This is a genomic window from Roseiconus lacunae (assembly GCF_008312935.1).
Lineage (GTDB): Bacteria > Planctomycetota > Planctomycetia > Pirellulales > Pirellulaceae > Stieleria > Stieleria lacunae.
This window is the reverse complement of the sequence record NZ_VSZO01000012.1, coordinates 1-18,552: the sequence shown is the minus strand read 5'-3', so window position 1 is coordinate 18,552 and position 18,552 is coordinate 1. Positions and strand designations below refer to the sequence as shown.

Sequence of the window (18,552 nt, the reverse complement as noted above, 5' to 3'; positions counted from 1 at the left end):
AGCGATTCTGTCGCGCAGTTTGGCTATACTACGAACCTTGTCCGCACCTGGTGTGGGTTTCGGGACCACTGCGAAGCTAGCAGGGGACGCCTGTTCCGCTGTTTTTATGGTCGATCGTGGTTCCGTTGACCTCGTCTGTTTCTCCGCCTGACTTTTCTTGAGATGCTCAATGGACGGTTCGCGATCGCGTCTATCGAAAGTTTACAGCCTTGCAAATTCGGTTCGGTCACAGGCTCGGGAGCGAAATTCCAAACGCAATCGCTTGGCGAATGTGCGTCGGCGTCGCTTGTCCGCTTCGATCGAGACACTTGAGTCGCGGCATTTGTTGACGTTCGCGATCGACCTGTTCGCGGACATCAACGAGATCGGTCGATCGTCCAACGCCGGTGTGGACACGCGTGTCGATCAATTGGTTGACGTCGCTGTGCTGAACGGGGAGATGTTCTTTGCCGCAGACGACGGGGCCAACGGTGCGGAACTTTGGAAGACCGATGGCACAGAGCCGGGGACGGTGTTGGTCAAGGATATTTTGGCGGGCCCGGATGGTTCGGCGCCGTTTGATTTGACGATCAAGGACAACGAGCTGTTTTTCATGGCCGAGGATGAAAATGGTGAGCTTGATCTTTGGAAGACCGATGGGACCGAAGCCGGGACGGTGGTCGCGTTTGATGCCCAGCTTGCTAATGACGTTTTCGTCGACATTCAGCCACAGCTGACGCAGTCCGGCGACAAGCTGTTTTTCGTCGGATACGACTCGAATTTCAACTACGAATTGTGGGCCAGCGATGGAACTCAAGCGGGCACGCAGTTGGTGTATGACTTCGGTTATGGGATCCCCTTCGAGCTAACTGATGTCAACGGCACACTTTTCTTTTCAGCCTATGACAGCCATCAGGCGACCGATTCGGGCTATGAGTTATGGAAGAGTGACGGGACAACCGGCGGAACGATGATGGTCGCCGACTTGGGTGTCGACCCCGGCTTGGACGGAACATTAGGCACCGCCGATGATGACCCATCGTTGTCATCGAATCCGACCGAGTTGACCGAACTTGATGGGGTGTTGTATTTCGTCGCCGAAGACGCGCAGGCTGGCTACGAACTGTTCCGCACCGATGGAACCGAAGCCGGGACGATGATCGTGGATGACATCACCCCAGGCAGTTCGTCATATCCCGAGGAACTGACCCCGTTCGGGAGCGAGCTATTTTTCTCTGCCGTCGCGGCGACCGGTGAAAGGCACCTCTTTAAATCCGACGGCTCGACGATTTCACAGGTTGCCGACACGACCAACGGCACTGGATCGACGAATCCGCTGGATTTGGAAGTGGTCGGCAACGAGTTGTTCTTCAGCGCACATGGTGTAGTACCTGCGACAACCATCTCGGCAACATCTCCCACGTTGACGGCGGATAACTCACTTGCCGTTGGTGGTTCCTTCGCAGGAGTCTTCGCCGAAATTGAATCGGCATTTAGGGGACAGCTTACGGTTTTCGGTAACGTCGTGAATGTCAGTACGACCACTCAAGGGTCGGCTGATTCCAGCGGCGAACCGCCAGGCTGGGTCAGCAGTTCTGCGCGGATCGGAACTGCGAATGTTGGGTTGACGACAATCGCAACCGGTGATTTGTATGTCGAAGACATCGACGACGGCGACCTCGCAGATGATTTTTGGGAATGGACGATCGCCGACCCGGCAGGTCTAAATAACATCTCCTTTTCTGGGTTTGCGTCGGGAAACGAATTCGAGGAGCCGGGTGAAGGGCTGTTATTCGAACTGTTTCTCAACGGTGCTCTGGCGACCAGTCAATCGATTTCAGGAAACGAACTCGATAACTGGGTGACACCGCGCGACGCCAATAATGTTTCACTATCCGACCCCGGCGGTGCCGCGGTGACATCGGCAACCGTCCGACTATCGATCGACAATGCAACGTTTCCGAATCTTCCCAGTGGCGGTACCGAAGCATTCTTGGTCAACGCCACATTGACCGCAGATTTGAATTCCGCGACCACACTGCTACAGGACGCCGGGCGTGAACTTCATAAGACCGATGGCACGACGGTCGGGACCGGAATGGTGAAAGACATTGTGCCGATCGGAAGTTCCGGACCAAGCCAATTGACTAGTCTGGGCAATCAATTGCTGTTTGTCGCCGATGACGTGACCGGTGATGGCGAAGAACTTTGGGTCAGTGATGGCACCGAAGGAGGAACCTTGCGTGTGTTCGATACCCGTCCTGGAACGGATCTTTACGGCGCTCCGCTGGACGGTTTGCCGCGGATTCTGGGGGAACTCGATGGCGAGATGTTGTTCACCAGTTTGGATGCCAACGCAGACCGTGAATTATGGATCAGTAACGGAACCGAATTCGGGACTTCGTTGCTGAAAAATATCAATCCCTTCACCGAAGATGCCGGCGTAGACGAATTGATCGTCGCCGGAAGCGACATTTTCTTTGCCGCCGACGATGGCATTCATGGCGAAGCGATTTGGAAAGCCGATACACAACTCGGTACCGTTGAGATGGTCGCCGATGTGTCACCGTCAAGCGTCGATCAAGTGTCGGGGCTAACGTTGTTTTCCGATGAAAGCCAAGAGATCGTGTTCTACAACAACACCGGTGGCATGGACGGTGGGGTTTATATCACCGATGGTTCAAATGCACCGATTCAGTTGTTCGATCGGATGCCACAGCCCATCGATGACGAGGGCAATCTGTTTGCCGTCGCTGGAAACCGAATCTTCTTTGTCGCTAACGATGGGACGACCGGGAACGAATTGTGGTGGTCCGACGGGGCGAGCGTTGCCACCTTGGTGAGTGACATGATTCCGGGGTCACAAGGTAGCGATCCGACAGGGTTGGTGCCGTTCCAGGGAAGTTTGTATTTTGCCGCAACTTCCGACTCGACTTCAGCTTTCGGTGACATCGGACGAGAGTTGTTCGTCCTTAACCCCAGCAACTTGGTGATTCAATTAAGCAACGATTTGAATGCAGGTTCAGGATCATCTAGTCCAGAACAATTCACGCTATCGGGGAACAACCTGTTCTTTGTTGCCGACAATGGGGTCGACGGACGCGAGTTGTTTAATCGTAACTTCACGTCTGCGTTTCAAGTGGCGGATTTGAACACAGCTGGCGATTCAAATCCAAGCGATTTGACCAACATCAATAACATCCTTTATTTCACCGCCGATGACGGAACCAGTGGACGTGAGCCATATCGTTCCCGTGGGGTGCAAGCGAATACATTCCAAATCGCGGACATCAATCCAGGTTCCGGTAGCTCTGACGCGAGCGGCTATTTCGAAGCGCTCGGCGAGATCTACTTTGCCGCTGACAATGGGACCATTGGAAGCGAATTGTATCGGACGACCGGCGCGGCCGGTAATTTCACCCTGGTCGAAGACGTGCTTTCCGGACCACTGGGAAGCGACCCCATCCCTCTGCTGACCACACCGACGCGATTGTTCTTCAGTGCTGCCGGAACCACCACGGACGATCAAGAACTTTGGATCACCAACGGCACCACAACGACGGTTCAGGTCGACGATTTGAATCGAGGTGAAAACGTTGGAAGCTATCCGCGTGAATTGGTTGAGGTTAACGGATCGATCTATTTCTCGGCCGATAATGGGATCAACGGCCGTGAACTATTTGTCATCGGCGAGTTGCCAGTGACGGTCTCCGACGTCTTGATCGGTGGCGAGCCCGGGGCACCCGAGGAGACGTCGCAGCGGTCGGTAGTCGACCTGGTCACGGTCGTTTTCGATGGTCCGGTAGATGTCCCCGCGGCGGCGATCAGCGTTCGCAATACGAGCCAAGGAATTGATCTGACCAGCGTCCAAGTCAATTCTCGATACGAGTTCGGTCAAACGTTCGTTGAATTAACCTTCGCCAGCGGTCCTTCGGTCGTTGACCGCGACATACTGGGGACCAGCGGATTGGGCAATAGCTTGGCGACGGGGTATTACCAGTTGACGATCGATAGTTCGCAAGTCACGTCGCTGTCGAGTGGGCAGGGGATGCCGGCCGACTTTGTGTTCGGGAATGATCCCGTCGATGGGTTTTTCCGATTGTTGGGTGATGCGACCGGCGACGGAACCGTCAACGCGGCGGACTTGCGGATCTTTGGCTCGTCACTGAACACGACCAGCGGCTCGTCCGGTTATCGCTCCGGAATGGATTTTGACGGCGACGGCGATGTTGACAACGCGGATTTATCTCAATTCAGACGCCAACTGCTGCGACGTTAAGCTTCAGTAGTACGGACGCTTTCGTGATCGGCGTCGAGAGTTCTTTCGTGTCGCCAGCCATCCTTCAACGTCGTGATTAGCCAGACCGTACGTCCCGCGGCGATTCGCAATCCTCTTGAGCAAGCAACGCAGATCCGCCGCTGGCGCTGTGCCCGGATCACGATGCGATCCGGCAAACTCGTCGGCATTGAACGCCGATGGTTTGTCGGCAGCGTCTCGATGGCTCAGGTCTGGTGGCAGAGTCGTTACGGACGACCGGACGACGATTACTGTTGGTTGGACTATCACACGCCGCTCGGCATGCCAGCGTTCTTAACGCTCGACTACATTCACAGTGGTCGAACGGCCGGGTACAAAACGTTCGTCGGTGCCTGCCATGTGCTCGATGAAGTCGCCAGGATTCGCAATGCCTGCGCGATCGTCGCCCACGTTTCGACGTCGGCGATCACTGACCGTCTATTGCTGCGCTTGGGCTGGGAGCGGCATCTAGAAAACCGATCCGGGCGACACTGGATTAAACGCTTCTACGATGGCTATCCTGAATCGTCGCTCGACCGTTATCTTTGAATACTTGAAGCGACACCTTCATGCGAACGTAATCCAAACGGACTAGTGCGTCGTCAATTTTTGATTTTAGGATTAGCCGCATGGCATTAGCCACGGTTTCGGTGCAACAACCGGGGACGATGCTCGTTGACTGATGACTCAAACCCGTATTCCTAAATGGAAGTGCGGACGAGCGTCGGGCAGTCTCGTTTAGTTCAGCACACCGCAGGGACATCGGCTGGCGCCGTTGGCTCGGATAAGAAACGCTTCTTTTCGGAACCCATTTTCGGTTTAACCAAATCTGACTCGATGAATTTTCTCTCGCATGCGATTCCGTATCTCGATCAGCCGCTGGTGGCAGTCGCGACGGGAGTACCCGATTGGTTGAGTGTGATCGATCGAAAAATTCGCGCCCGTGAGCGGATGGCGTTGGTAGCGATCCAGTCGGAAGCTGAGGTTGAAAATGGTCGTGAGGACCGCGCGGTGATTGAAATAGCGACGGGGATCCTGCACCACATCCGTGATGATCGCTGGTTCCATGAGACGGCTGCCTTTGTCGAACTGAATCTTGCGTTAGCCGTCTCGCTGCGGGATCTGTTGCCCGGTGACCGTGGATTTCGACCGATGTTCGTCGGTCACATCTTGATCGAGATCTACCTTGACGCATTCTGGATTCGCGATGACCCTGCGATCGCCAAACGGTATTACGAAACGATCGGTCGTTGTTCGTCGCGGTTGATCGAAGCCGGCGTCAATCGGATTACCGGCAAGCCCACCGACCGGATGGTGGCGACGATCGATCGTTTTTGCGAAGTTCAGTTCCTGTACGACTATCTGGATGATGATCGTTTATTGATGCGACTCAATCAGGTCATGCGGCGTGTCGGTTTATCGGACCTACCGCGGTCGATTGTCCCCTGGCTGCACGACGCACGTGACTTGGTAGAATCTCGGCGAACGAGTTTGTTGACTCGGCCCGATGGCTCGACGCCCTACCCTTCCCTCCCCCGCTAGGATTTGACGATCGATGAAATATGGAATGAATTTGCTGCTGTGGTCCGGCGAAGTGACCGAGGAATTGTTTCCGGTCTGCGAGCAGCTAAAAGAAATCGGATATGACGGCGTCGAATTGCCGATGTTCAATCTAGATCTCGACTACGGGGCGATCGGAAAGCACCTTGATTCTTTGGGCCTGCGCAGGACCGGAGTCACGATTCGCATCGAAGAGGACAACCCGATTTCGCCCGATCCGGCTGTCCGCAAAAAAGGCGTCGAACTGACTAAGAAAACGCTGGACCTGGCCGCCGAAGCGGGAATCGAGACTCTCGTCGGCCCGTACCATTCCGCGATCGGGCTATTCAGCGGAGCGGGGCCAACGGATGACGAATGGAAATGGGGCGTCGAAAGCATGCGCGAATGTGCCGAGCATGCCGGCAAGGTCGGCGTCAAAATCGGCGTCGAAGCTCTGAACCGGTTTGAGTGCTACCTACTCAACGCCCACGCCGATTCGGCTCGCTTTGTGCGTGACGTCGATCACCCAGCTTGTGGGATGATGTACGACACGTTCCACTCCAACATCGAAGAAAAAAGCATCACCGAAGCGATCAGCGTCGGCGGTGACAAGTTGATCCACATCCATATCAGCGAAAACGATCGCAGTACGCCGGGCAAAGGCGGCGTCAACTGGAAAGAAAACTTTGACGCGATTGTCAACAGCGGTTACGACGGATGGTTGGTCATTGAAGCGTTCGGGTTAGCGCTTCCCGAAATCGCCGCCGCCACCAAGATCTGGCGCAAAATGTTTGACACCGAAATCAAGTTGGCTAAGGAAGGTTTTGAATTTATGAAGGCCGAAGTGGAAAAACGTCAGTGAGCGATCAAACAGTCACTTCATCGAACGAATCGCCGGATAAGACTCCCACGGTTGTTTTCTTGTCCGGCGATCTTATTTTTGCTTCACGAGTCCGGGCGGCGGCCCAACAAGCGGGCTATGTGTTCCGCTTGTCCGGATCGTTGCCAGAGGCTGATGCGATCGAGTTCGTCATCGTCGATTTGTCGACCCGCAGTGGTGTGCTAGAGACACTCGCCGATAACTGTTCTCGCGTGTGCCCGACGGCAACGACGATCGCATACGGGCCCCACGTTCAGGAAGAGCAACTTAATCGAGCCCGCGACGTCGGTATCGACCAAGTCATGACGCGAGGCCAATTCGATCGGTCTCTTGCAACACTTTTTCGCAAGACGTAAGAAAACGCTTTGAAATTGCGGATTCAGCTTCACCGAGCTTTTCGTTCGACTTGCCTAGTGCTCCCTCTACACCAAAGGTTCGGGTTCGGCTCATCAGTCGACGGACGTTAGCCCCGGTGATTGCACCGAAACCGTGGCAAACGCCATGCGGCTAATCCTAAGTTCAAATGTTGACGAAGCACTAGACGGACCGTGATGTTAAGACACGTTCAAAGTCAATGCGGATCATCGATTGGATTCATCGCGGCGTATTGCCTTGTTAAACCTGTTTGTTTTGTTTTGCCGTTTCATGTTTGTGGAGCTTCACTGATGCCCTCTGTACTTGCCATTGCCGCACATCCCGACGACATCGAATACATGATGGCCGGAACGATGCTACATCTGGCGAAGGCCGGTTGGGATTTGCACTACGTCAATCTTTGCGATGGTTCACGCGGCAGCACCGTGCTGTCACGCGAGGAATGTGCTGCGACACGACTGGAGGAAGCGAAACAAGCATGCAAACTGCTGAACGCCAGTTTTTATGAACCGATTTTTCCTGATATGGAAGCGGTTTACAACATCGAGAATGTTGCCAAGGTCACCGCGATCATTCGGCAAGCCAAGCCCAGCGCCATCTTGACTCAGCCTCCGATTGATTACATGGAGGACCACCAAAATACGTGCCGACTGGCGGTCAGCGCCGCGTTTTCGCATGGCATGCCGAATCTGATCAGCGACCCACCGGTCGAGCCTTACTACGAACCGGTCACCGTTTATCATGCCCAGCCGGTTGGGAACCGGACGCAACTTGGTGATCTCGTAACACCGCATTTTTATGTGGATGTCACCGACGTTGTCGAGCAAAAAGTCGACTTGCTGGCCTGTCATCAAAGCCAAAAGCAGTGGCTCGACCAAAGCCAGGGGATGGACAGTTACTTGCAAGCCCTACGCGATACCAACGCAGAAACCGGGCAAATGAGTGGCAAATTTAAGTATGCCGAGGGCTGGCGCAAACACTTGCATTGGGGATTTTGTGGCCCCGACGATGACCCCCTACGTGCTGTTTTGGCGGGTCACCTTTGCGAAGCAGTTGATTGACGATGGATTGGCATGCCGAACGATGGCAGACCCGAACGTGATGGATTGTTTTTAAATCGTTCTTGTGGTCCTCTGCCGGCCGTCTTATCTGAGAACACGGGGCATTCAGCCAGAATTAGCCGGGGGGATCGACTACAATACTTGTCGCGAGGTTGACGTCGATTTTGCTCATCAAGGCGTCCGCTAATGTCGTGACTTGCCGCCCTTCCCTCTCCTGCCCCGCTCGGTGTGATCTCTCCATGCTGGTTCCGAACGTGACCATTCGGTGTGCTGCATTCATCGGGATGGCATTTACAATTGTCTCCGCTTCGCTTGCCCAAAATTCCTACCAGGCGGGAAGCGGATTGATAGCGGGCAATCAGCTAATCAATCGTGACGTGATCACCGCTATTCTTGAACGCCATTGCGTTGATTGCCATGGTCCTGATGACCAGCAAGCCGACCTTCGCTTCGATCAGTTGGGCGATGACTTCAGCGACCGTGAAACGGCGGCACGCTGGTTAGAAGTTCGAACGCAGATCAATCTCGGACAGATGCCACCTGAAGGCGACCAGCGATTGTCCGCCGAAGAGTCTTCGCTGATCACACGCTGGGTTACGTCCGGGGTTCGTGCTGCCGAACGACTCCACCGAAGCTCCCAAGACAACGTCTTAATGCGTCGGTTGAATCGCCATGAATACACCCAAACGATTTCCGACCTGCTTTCGATGAAATTCCCAACTGGTGAAAGCCCGTTGGATGTCCTGCCTCCCGATGGAACCGCCGAGGGGTTTGATAAGGTCAGCACCGCATTGCAGCTTGATCCATCGTTGATGGAATCGTATTACCGCGTGGCGAAACGGATCGCTGACCGCGCGATTGTCGATGGGCCGCCGGAGTATCCGACCGAAACGATGCGGTTGGAGTTTGAAGAAATCGCGGATAGTCATGCGATCGGCTATCTACTAACACGTCTGGGCATGGAAGTCGTTCCCGGAGGAATCCGTTTATCCGAAGGAAGCACGCGTTCATTCGGAATGCTTCGTTACCCCGGCAGACGCGACAACAACGTCGCTCCGGTCAATGGATTCTATCGCTTCACACTCAAGGTTGGAGGTACCGCCGGTGCCGACGGGCAAGTCCCACGATTGCAAGTCACGAACAGCCACCCCGACGAAACAATGCGGGTGATCATGGAGTTCGACGTTGACGCACCGTGGCATCAGCCCAAGGAATACTCGGTTGTCATTCCACGTGACACACTCGGCGGCGAGGTTCAAGTGCGATTGCTGAACGAGACCAGTCTGTACATGAGCCAACGCCCCGGTGAAAACTTCATGCGGCGAAACGGTCAACTTGGTAAGGACGGCCAGTTTGCCGAAACAATACGATTGGCCGGACGCCAAATCGCCGAAGGCTGGGGCGGTGATCGATCGACGCCGGATCCGGACAAGCTTGACTGGAAACAGTTTCCACACGTCTTCCTCGATTACCTGGAAGTCGAGGGCCCGCTGTATGACGCATGGCCTCCGCTCAGTCATCAGGCGATCTTGTTTGCCGGCGAAGATGCGAAGCAAGACGATGACTACGTGCAAAAAATCTTCGCGAGGTTGCTTCCCAGGGCATGGCGTCGGCCGGTCAGCGAAGCCGAAGCGAAGCCAATCTTGAACGTCGTGCGCTCAGAATTGAAGGCCGGTGAATCTTTCCGTGAAGCGATTCGCGTGGGCGTGGTCGCAACGCTCTGTTCGCCAAAGTTCTTGTATCTCGTCGAGCCAAACGCTGGCGGCAAAGAAACGGATGATCGGGTTCGGCTGAATTATGCGATCGCGTCGAGACTGTCTTACTTGATTTGGAATTCGATGCCGGACGAGACACTGTTTCAACTCGCCGAGGAAAGCAAGTTACTCGACCGCAAAACGCTTGTTCGGCAAGTCGATCGGATGTTGGATGATCCGAAGGTCGATCGGTTGGTCGACAGCTTTGCCCGCCAGTGGTTTCGCACGGAAACGTTCACCGCATTCACCCCGGATCGCCATCTTTATCGTTCGTACGACGATGCGTTGGCAAAATCGGTGATACGGGAACCGCTCGAATTCTTTCGCTATCTGATGAAGCATGACGAAAGCTTGCTGAATCTGCTTGATTCAGATTTCTTGGTCCTCGACGAACGATTGGCAAAGCACTATGGGATCGATGGCGTCGAAGGCGCCGAGTTTCGACGGGTCGATCGTCCCACAAGTTCGCCACGTGGCGGCTTATTAGGAATGGCCGGCGTCCACCAAGCCGGCTCCGACGGGGTGCGAACCAAGCCGGTTTCACGAGCGGTTTATGTTCGAGAAGTCTTGTTCAATGATCCGCCCGACCCGCCGCCACCGAACGCCGGCGAAATCGAGCCGAACGTCCAAGGCGAACGTCTGACGGTTCGCGAGCGATTGCTGGCTCATCAGCAGATCGCTGCTTGCGCCGCATGTCATCGCAGTCTGGATCCCTACGGGTTGGCACTCGAAAACTTTAACGTCATCGGACGATGGCGGACCGAACAGGATGGCGAAAACTTCCGAGGTCGCAACGTTCCTGCGATCGATCCCAGCGGTCGGTTACCCGACGGTAGTGACTTCGAAAGCTTTGCCGAATTCAAACAATTGCTCACCGCGCAGGCCAATCGTTTTCGCCGCGGTCTTGCCGAACGTGCTCTGGTTTATGCACTCGGACGTCCGGTGATGCCCAGCGATGATGATGACTTAGAACACATCGTGACGACAATGACCGAAGGCGGCGATACGTTGCGGCATTTGTTTTATGGACTCGTGACCAGCCCGATCTTTTTGGAGAGATGACGATGAGGTTTGACGGACCGTTTCGACGTCGGACATTTTTACGTGGTCTGGGAACGACGATCGCCCTGCCCTGGCTCGAATCGCGAGCATCTGCGACGGAGCTTGCCGGTCAAAGCATTCCTCGGATGGGCATGTTTTACTTCGGGACCGGGATGAACATGCGGCAATTTTATCCGGAGGGTTTCGGGCGTCAGGCAAATCTATCTCGGATTCTAGAGCCGCTTGAGAAGCATCGCGACCAATTCACTGTCCTCAGCGGAACATATCTTGAACACGGCGGTGGGCATGACGGTGCGTATCCATTTGCGACCGGAATCGCTCGTGGTGAGAAACAAATCGCGTCCCCGGATCAGCTGGCCGCCGCGGTCCACGGCTCTCAGACTCGGTTTCCATCGTTGCAGCTTTCGGTCAAACGTGGGACAGGATTTGGAAGCCAGGCCTTGGCGACGATTTCTTGGAACCAGCAAGGCGTTCCCTTAGCCGCCGAGAATGATCCCAAGACAATTTTCAATCGCCTGTTCAAAGCGGACAGTGCCGACGACCAGCTAGCCAAGGCAGATGATTTTCGTCAACGACGAAGTGTGCTTGATGCCGTACTCGAAGACGCTCGCGACATCCAACCGAAGATCAGCCGCGACGATCGACGACAGCTTGATCAGTACCTGCATGCGATCCGTGAAGTCGAGATCGGCCTGAGTCGCGAGATCGATTGGTCTGATCGTCCCAAGCCACAGCCGAAACTCGATCACCTCGGCGACTACGAAAACGCAGTCAGTCCGGAGGGCAATGGCAAGTTCCTTTACGATGACTATGCCAAGCTGATGTATGACCTGATCGCACTCGCTTTTCAAACCGACTCGACTCGCGTGGTCACCTATGTCGTTCGGACAGAGTTGGCTGGCGGTGTATATCCGGAGTTTGGTGTCAGCAAAGGCTACCACGAACTGACCCACCACGGGAACGATCCGTCTAATCTGGAACAACTCGCAAAAGTCGACACGATCTACATGAAGCATTGGAGCTACTTTCTTGATCGTCTCGCATCGATCCGCGAAGGGCAAGGGAATTTGCTGGATCAAACGATGTTAGGTTTCTCCAGCGGCATGGGCATCGGACACAGCAAGGCGATTTTGCCGACCGTGTTGTCAGGTGGTCGTGGATTGGGGATCAACCATCAAACGCATTTGCAATTGTCAGAAAACACACCGCTGTCGACGCTTTGGCAAACAATGGCCGATCGCATGGGAGTCGATACCGACGGGCCAGGCAATCAAGAGACTTTTCAGGATAGTCCGGGCATCATCAACGAGTTGATCACATGAAACGTTGGGTTGTTGCGCTTTTAATTACGGCTAGTCTTGTCGACATTTCAGTTACCATTGCCGATGAGTCGCCACGGTCGGAAACGGCTAATTCCGAGTCGCACGCGAATCTGGTGCACTGGATTCGGATCCCGGCGGGAACCTATCGACGCGGCTTTGCGTCGAACGATCGCAATGAAAACCGATTCCACTTCGATCATCCTTATAGCAATCGACAGAACTTCAAGTTTGAAAAACCGGCTCATCAAGTTGAGATTTCACACGCTTTCGAGATCGCAGAAACCGAAATCACGGTGGCTCAATTTCGTGAATTTGTCACCGCGACTGGATACCAGACCGATGCGGAGCGAGGGGACGGAGCATTAGGATTCTTTCCCGATCAAGATGACTATGTCGATCGATTTCAGACTGCCTCCGAAATCACTTGGCGAAAACCGGGGTTCGAGCAATCGGATCGTTGTCCCGTCGTCGCGGTCAGTTGGAATGATGCCCAGGCGTTTTGTCGTTGGCTGTCCGAACAACAAGGCGTCCGCTGTCGTCTGCCGACCGAAGCGGAATGGGAGTATGCCTGTCGCGGTGGCACGCAGACTTGGTACTCCTGGGGCGATCAACCTGACGATGCCTATCAGTTTGCCAATGTTGCCGATGGTGCGCTCGAAGCAGCCTATCCAAACACAACCCGCTACGCGCGAGCGGTCAAGTTAAACGCCGATCAGGGCGACGGCCATGTCTTCACGGCGCCAGTCAAGACTTTCGAAGCGAACTCCTGGGGGTTGTACGACATGCACGGCAACGTTTGGGAATGGTGCCAGGATCGGTGGGCTGAAGACACCTACGACCGTTACCTCCGAGATATCAGCCGTCGTGATCGTGCGGACTTTGTCTTAAAAGATCCGTTGTTCGAGGAAAAAACGGACCTTCATCAGTATGGGGATTGGAGGGTATTGCGAGGCGGAGCATGGACCTGCACTCCGGCCGTCACACGAGCCTCCAATAGAACCTTCGCCGAGAAATCAGGCGCGAGCGTTTACACAGGTTTCCGTGTCGTTCGCGAAGTCGCACCGGCCACGTCTCGGAAGGATGCCTCTTAGAAACTACGTGTGACTCGTTGTTTTCTCATTGAGCCGACGGCGCTAGCCGCGGGCCCTACACATTCCCTGTTTGGCAACGCATGGGCAAAGCGAACCCATGCAGATCAAACGTTTGGCGTCGGTTCATAGTCCCGAAGGGACGGCATGCAATAGCCACGGGTGCGTGTTGTGTTTTCATTGAGCCGACGGCGCAAACCGCGGGGGCTGCATCTTCCCTGTTTGACAACGCATGGCCAAAGCGAACCCATTCGGATCAAACGTTTAGCATCGGTTAATAGTCCCGAAGGGACGGCATGCAATAGCCACGGGTGCAAACCCGTGGGTGTGAATTCCCATTCGCCAGCAAACCCCGAAGGGGTGACAGGAGTCCTTCTTCAAATCCGCTCCAACCCCAGAGTAGCTTTACCGGCGGATTGACACGACGATTACCCTTCGATGGTACTGGCATATCGAACTGTCAAAATCCCGGTTACACCCCTTGGAAATTGAATTGTTACCGGTGCGATGAAAATCAATTGACCGGTCGCGTGACGTAGATAGGAAATTCCGACAACTGAATGTCACGCTCAACTGTCATTGGATGGCCGAACGCATCAATCACTCGGGATTGGTCAAGGTTGATCAGTTCTCTGAGATCAATCGTCACCGGCTCGCCCAACGCCCAGGCGACCGTGAGCGTTTTCGTTGCTGTCGACCATTGATAAAGCCAGACGTTCGGATTGGGATGGGGCAGGCGCCGAGCTTTGCCGGTGACACCTGAGAGTTGTCGAGTCGCGGTCGCGACGGTAAACCACGAAGGCCGTAAGGTGCCTTCGTCGCGAACGAGACCAGCCCCCGCGTGTTGGGATGCTTTTGAACCGCTTTCTCGATAAAGAAACACTTTGTCGACGCCACGCGCCCGCAGCAGCAGAATGGTGCGTGGTAGTTTTGCGGCTTGCTTTCGCTCAGATAGTCCGATCGGTCCACCAACGTCGTTGCCGGTTTCGGTGACCCAAATTTGGGCGGTCGGTTTTAGCTCGTCCCGCCAGCGAATCAGTTCGTCGACCTGCTGCATCAACGTTGGAAAGTTCTCGTCGGCAATGCCATGGCGGGCATTCGGATCTTCGCGTGCGAATTCCGGTTCTTGTCGGCCGGAATACAGGTGGACATTGATCACATCGACTAGGTCTAGCGGTGTCTTGCCGTCAGGGTAGCGATACGTTGACATTTGCTGGACCGTTTCTGCTGCGACGCCAGCCCAACCGCAGGAAGTGACAAGCAAGTCGGGATCGGCAGCGCGAGCTCCCTCGACTCCCTCACGCATCAACAGAAAGTACTCTTCGATGCTGCCGACAAAGGGAGCCCACGAGGGACCAACAAGATTGGGTTCGTTCCACAGTTCGATCGCATTGATGAGGTCGAGTCCACTTTGTTGATCTTTCGTTTTCAAAACGTCGGCGGGGTGGTGCTTGCTTCCGAACCGAGCGACAAACTGAAAGATCGCTTCTCGGTAATCGGACCGATTCTTCGGAGGGTAGCCCGCTCGATTTTTCTGCACCGATTCGGGAGCGGATGTCGCCCATTCCGGAGTCTGAAACACATACGGAAAAACTTGCATGTCGGCTTTGGCGTAGCGGCGGTAGATCGCATCTTGGTTGACATGCCATGGGCCGACACCGCCGCTGAAGTCATATCGTCCGCGAGCATCCGAGGACATTTGCCATTTCCCGTTTTCAAATCGCACCGATCCGAACCCACATTCTGCCATCAGCGGAATCAAATCGACGGACGAAGAATTGATCCCCAGGTGTCGAACGGTGGACTTGATTGGCGGCGGACCCGGTTTGACGAACAACGGAGCCCATTGAGCAATTTCGCCATCGACTTGCCAAGTCAGCAGATAACTACCCGCCGGGATTTTTGCGGGAGCTGCGATGGAGAGATCTTGCTTGCCGGATGCGGGAATATTGAAATTCAATTCGCCACGAAACATTTCGGGGCCGACGGTAGGTTTCACAATCGTGTCATTCTGAATGCCATCGTAAATCTGTATTTCTGACGGAAGGTCAACGACGTTCATGAATTCGCCATTGCGATGAAATCGAAATCGCAGTTCACTCGCGTCAAATTCATTGTTGATGGGAAAATCGTTCGTTCCCCATTTGCGATGCAAGTCGAAGTTCTGTAGTTGAGCGATCGGGCGAAAGTCTTCGCCATTCACCCTTGCCGAAACGTCCACCTGCCAAATCCAGTTGGCATCTCCGGACCGCCACCGCAGTTTTTTGATTCGTCGTTTTTGGTCGAGCTTGACCGTGACGACGGCTTCTTTGTGCTCGCGCCAGCCCGAACGAAATGAAACATAGGGACTCGAGCCCACCATCAAAGCATTGCCTCGGTCCTCCCCGTCGATGACAACCCGGGACTGTGCTTTCACGCCATGGTCGAATCCAAAAATCGGGTCGGGTTGGGCGGGAATGTCGAACATCGAGTTGCGTTGCAACTGATACGTCAACGAGCCGCTGATTGGACGGTCGGCCAAGTTATGCATGACCAACGACGCAATACTTTCGGTCGGGGCGGAAACGACACCGTCACCTTCTAACGTCACATCGAGCGAGCTTTGTCCCTTCGCAATGTTCGGCATAGAGAAATGGAAGAGCGCTGCAAGAAGCGAGCTGGCGATCAGCAAAGAGGTATTCTTCATCGGACACGGTGACATGGTTTGAAGCGATTGAATCCGCTACTGCACTTATAATTCGAATTTGGTTCCAAAGCCGAGGAGACTTGGCTGGTAGAACTTACCCGAAATTCGCGAGCCAAACGGCAGAATGCTCCGTCTAGATTTTTCGTTTGGGTTCAGTCTATCAGTCGCTGGGCGTCATCCCCGGTTATTGCGTCGAAAGGGTGGCCAACGCCATTCGGCTAATTCTAATCTTAGATGCTGACGAAACACCGGCGTCGCCATCACCGCGGCGTCGGTCGGCATACATCGGTTTCAAGAGGTTTCCTAAACTTCGGATACACGCAGAAGCGACGTCGCAGTCACGACTAAACGGTTAGTCTATTTTTGTGATGGGGCACGCCTTTCAGCAACAGGTGCCGACGGGGTTACGCTACCCTTGTGATAATCTGCTTTCACGCTTCCGGCTGGTGTGCTTCCCCGTTTGACCAAAGGTTATCGCGATGATTGAAAGGCAACTTGGACTGGCAATGGTGTTTGTGCTTGCTACAACTTCAACGCTCCTGGCTCAGCAATCTCGAAAAGAACCACGTTGGGTGAACCCTTACGAAGGGAGCTTTCCGGGGCTCAAGCACCACGTTCTCGACAGCAAATCGGTTGGGCAGGGTGTCGGCTATGTCGTCTGGACACCACCTGATTACGATGCCGAAGACGACGTTCGCTATCCGGTGGTCTATTTCCTTCATGGTGCAGGAGGTTCTGAGACTTCTGACGCAGAAGGCTTTGCACATCGCATCCTGACCCAAATCGAGAAGAAGAAGTTCCCGCCCGTCATCTGCGTTTTTCCCAACGGCGTGAGGAGCGGTTACAGGGGCGAAGTCGAGTCGATGATAGTCAGCGAATTGATCCCGCTAATTGACAACAACTACGCGACACAGTCGAACGCTTCTGGTCGCGCAATCGCCGGGTTTTCAATGGGCGGAGCTGGCTCGGTGAGACTGTCGATCCTGCACCCTGAATTGTTTTGTGGTGCGGGAAGTTGGGGCGGAGCACTTTCTTGGCGAGGAAATCCAGAAGAAAGTCCATTGTTGCCCGCTGCCGAAAAAGCCGCGGAGGAGCTGAAGTCAAATAACTTTTCGTTGCTAACGATCAATGGTGACAAAGATCATCCAGATGGCTTTGCACCACTCAAGCGAGTTCTGAATTCCGCAGGGATTCCTCATGAAGTCGTAACGTTGCCTGACACCAACCATAATCTCGGAAAATACTACACATTATCAAGCGAAACGATGCTGGATTTCTTGGCATCTTGTTTGAATCGAAAGCAAGAGTGAACGAAGCACTGATGAGAGTTCTTGACGGCGAACGCAAATCGCATGGACGACGGACAGAGCGGTGCTGGGGACTGTCCCCATTTCAAGTCCGCTGGCAGACCATTGCAAAATGATCATTTCAAAAGGCAACTTGCGGCAGGGACCATGGGGCGACCTCGATGCGTCCGAGCGTTCGCGGCAAACCGATTGTCACAACCCAAATTCATCATTGTGCTGATCAATAACCAATTTGCATTGTTCATTTTGCATTTTGCAATCCACTGCCCTAGTGCGCGAAGCACTTGCCACTCAGGGACAGAGCACTTGCCACTCAGGGACAGGGATTTCCCTGGGGACATAGCAGGGTAACCGTTCATCAGGGGTAGAGTTGGGGACATGGCAGGAGACCTTGCGGCGTCATGGGGTGGCGCTCGAAGACAGAGCACCAGCAGCATGCGGCATTCGGAAGAATCGGAGATAGAGCACTGACGTCAGATCTGGCTGACTCCCTTACCGGAGGACCGGCACGCTAAAGCCACCGGTGCCAACTTGCGGTCTAGGTCTGAGTTAATAAGTGCCAAGAAGTCCCAGTCGGGATCTCAGTTTCTAAGAGGACTTGCAGGCGGAATCGCAGGAGTTGTATTCCGGTTGTAGTCGTCGTCGTTGTTTTCCGCTTGTAAATTCTTGACATAGTGGAAATCTCATTTCTAATCCTCTGGCGTCTCATGAATAAGGGATTTCCTGGGGACATAGCATCTCATCTCTTATGGCTATGCACTGCACAAACGTTCGTGTTGACATTGGTTTCCGCAACGGGTTCAATCAAACTCAATCGCTTTCCACCGGTTGTTATGGAGTGACGGCTGTCTAAATCGCCATCAGATTTGATGGTGTATGGTTTCCTTTGATAGGAGGTCAGATCTGATGGCGCGTCTGTCTCGACAAGAGATCATCGACCCAAACGAACCCACGGTTGTCCATGTGATCAATCGCACGGTTCGCCGTTGTTTTTTAATGGGTGATGATCCGCTCACTGGCCAAAATTTCGACCACCGTAAGCAATGGATTGAAGCGTTGCTTGAACGCTTCGCCGCCTACTTTGGGATCGAATTGCTCTGTTACAGCGTTCTCTCGAACCACTATCATTTGATCCTTCGGACGCAGCCACAACTCGTCGCCGATTGGGATGATCGCGAAATTGCTTTGCGATGGCTGATGAT

At 54.3% G+C, this 18,552-nt stretch carries 11 protein-coding genes and 1 pseudogene; 11 read left to right on the top strand and 1 reads right to left on the bottom strand.

Annotated elements, in window-relative coordinates; all coding sequences use genetic code 11:
* Window positions 1-169 precede the first annotated feature (169 nt).
* The 9 genes from FYC48_RS16415 to FYC48_RS16375 all read left to right on the top strand — a co-directional run bounded on the left by FYC48_RS16415 (window position 170) and on the right by FYC48_RS16375 (window position 13,360).
* Complete coding sequence (locus FYC48_RS16415) at window positions 170-4,258, top strand: ELWxxDGT repeat protein (RefSeq protein WP_149497822.1); 4,089 nt, start codon at window positions 170-172, stop codon at window positions 4,256-4,258.
* A 72-nt stretch (window positions 4,259-4,330) separates the two neighbouring features.
* Window positions 4,331-4,825, top strand: coding sequence for a hypothetical protein (locus FYC48_RS16410; RefSeq protein ID WP_230773177.1), 495 nt, complete (start codon window positions 4,331-4,333; stop codon window positions 4,823-4,825).
* A gap of 288 nt (window positions 4,826-5,113) precedes the next feature.
* Window positions 5,114-5,818 (top strand): hypothetical protein, encoded by a 705-nt coding sequence (locus tag FYC48_RS16405; RefSeq protein WP_149497821.1) that lies wholly within the window; start codon window positions 5,114-5,116, stop codon window positions 5,816-5,818.
* A 13-nt stretch (window positions 5,819-5,831) separates the two neighbouring features.
* Entirely contained in the window at window positions 5,832-6,677 is an 846-nt protein-coding gene (locus FYC48_RS16400; protein WP_149497820.1) for a sugar phosphate isomerase/epimerase family protein, read from the top strand.
* Entirely contained in the window at window positions 6,674-7,051 is a 378-nt protein-coding gene (locus FYC48_RS16395) for a histidine kinase (RefSeq protein WP_149497819.1), read from the top strand. Before FYC48_RS16400 ends, FYC48_RS16395 begins: the two co-directional genes overlap by 4 nt.
* Window positions 7,052-7,360: 309 nt before the next feature.
* Window positions 7,361-8,131: a PIG-L deacetylase family protein gene (locus FYC48_RS16390; protein ID WP_149497818.1), complete on the top strand. Its 771-nt coding sequence runs from the start codon at window positions 7,361-7,363 to the stop codon at window positions 8,129-8,131.
* A 284-nt stretch (window positions 8,132-8,415) separates the two neighbouring features.
* Window positions 8,416-10,947 (top strand): DUF1592 domain-containing protein, encoded by a 2,532-nt coding sequence (locus FYC48_RS16385; protein WP_235034287.1) that lies wholly within the window; start codon window positions 8,416-8,418, stop codon window positions 10,945-10,947.
* 2 nt (window positions 10,948-10,949) lie between these two features.
* Entirely contained in the window at window positions 10,950-12,269 is a 1,320-nt protein-coding gene (locus tag FYC48_RS16380; protein WP_235034286.1) for a DUF1552 domain-containing protein, read from the top strand.
* A complete protein-coding gene (locus tag FYC48_RS16375) occupies window positions 12,266-13,360 on the top strand; it encodes a formylglycine-generating enzyme family protein (RefSeq protein ID WP_149497815.1) in 1,095 nt (364 codons plus the stop codon). Before FYC48_RS16380 ends, FYC48_RS16375 begins: the two co-directional genes overlap by 4 nt.
* A 511-nt stretch (window positions 13,361-13,871) precedes the next feature.
* On the opposite strand, the gene FYC48_RS16370 is transcribed toward FYC48_RS16375, so the two are convergent.
* Window positions 13,872-16,043 (bottom strand): glycoside hydrolase family protein, encoded by a 2,172-nt coding sequence (locus tag FYC48_RS16370; protein WP_160149576.1) that lies wholly within the window; start codon window positions 16,041-16,043, stop codon window positions 13,872-13,874.
* 479 nt (window positions 16,044-16,522) lie between these two features.
* Here FYC48_RS16370 and FYC48_RS16365 point away from each other — a divergent pair, with 479 nt between their 5' ends.
* Both FYC48_RS16365 and FYC48_RS16360 read left to right on the top strand, forming a co-directional pair.
* Window positions 16,523-17,353, top strand: a complete 831-nt coding sequence (locus FYC48_RS16365; protein WP_230773184.1) for an alpha/beta hydrolase — start codon at window positions 16,523-16,525, stop codon at window positions 17,351-17,353.
* 903 nt (window positions 17,354-18,256) lie between these two features.
* Window positions 18,257-18,552, top strand: a pseudogene (locus tag FYC48_RS16360) (hypothetical protein); the annotation flags it as partial.

Coding starts and splice junctions, on each gene's coding strand:
- FYC48_RS16370 (WP_160149576.1), bottom strand. CDS start 16,043: ATGAAGAATACCTCTTTGCTGATCGCCAGCTCGCTTCTTGCAGCGCTC.
- FYC48_RS16400 (WP_149497820.1), top strand. CDS start 5,832: ATGAAATATGGAATGAATTTGCTGCTGTGGTCCGGCGAAGTGACCGAG.
- FYC48_RS16390 (WP_149497818.1), top strand. CDS start 7,361: ATGCCCTCTGTACTTGCCATTGCCGCACATCCCGACGACATCGAATAC.
- FYC48_RS16375 (WP_149497815.1), top strand. CDS start 12,266: ATGAAACGTTGGGTTGTTGCGCTTTTAATTACGGCTAGTCTTGTCGAC.
- FYC48_RS16405 (WP_149497821.1), top strand. CDS start 5,114: ATGAATTTTCTCTCGCATGCGATTCCGTATCTCGATCAGCCGCTGGTG.
- FYC48_RS16365 (WP_230773184.1), top strand. CDS start 16,523: ATGATTGAAAGGCAACTTGGACTGGCAATGGTGTTTGTGCTTGCTACA.
- FYC48_RS16385 (WP_235034287.1), top strand. CDS start 8,416: ATGGCATTTACAATTGTCTCCGCTTCGCTTGCCCAAAATTCCTACCAG.
- FYC48_RS16380 (WP_235034286.1), top strand. CDS start 10,950: ATGAGGTTTGACGGACCGTTTCGACGTCGGACATTTTTACGTGGTCTG.
- FYC48_RS16415 (WP_149497822.1), top strand. CDS start 170: ATGGACGGTTCGCGATCGCGTCTATCGAAAGTTTACAGCCTTGCAAAT.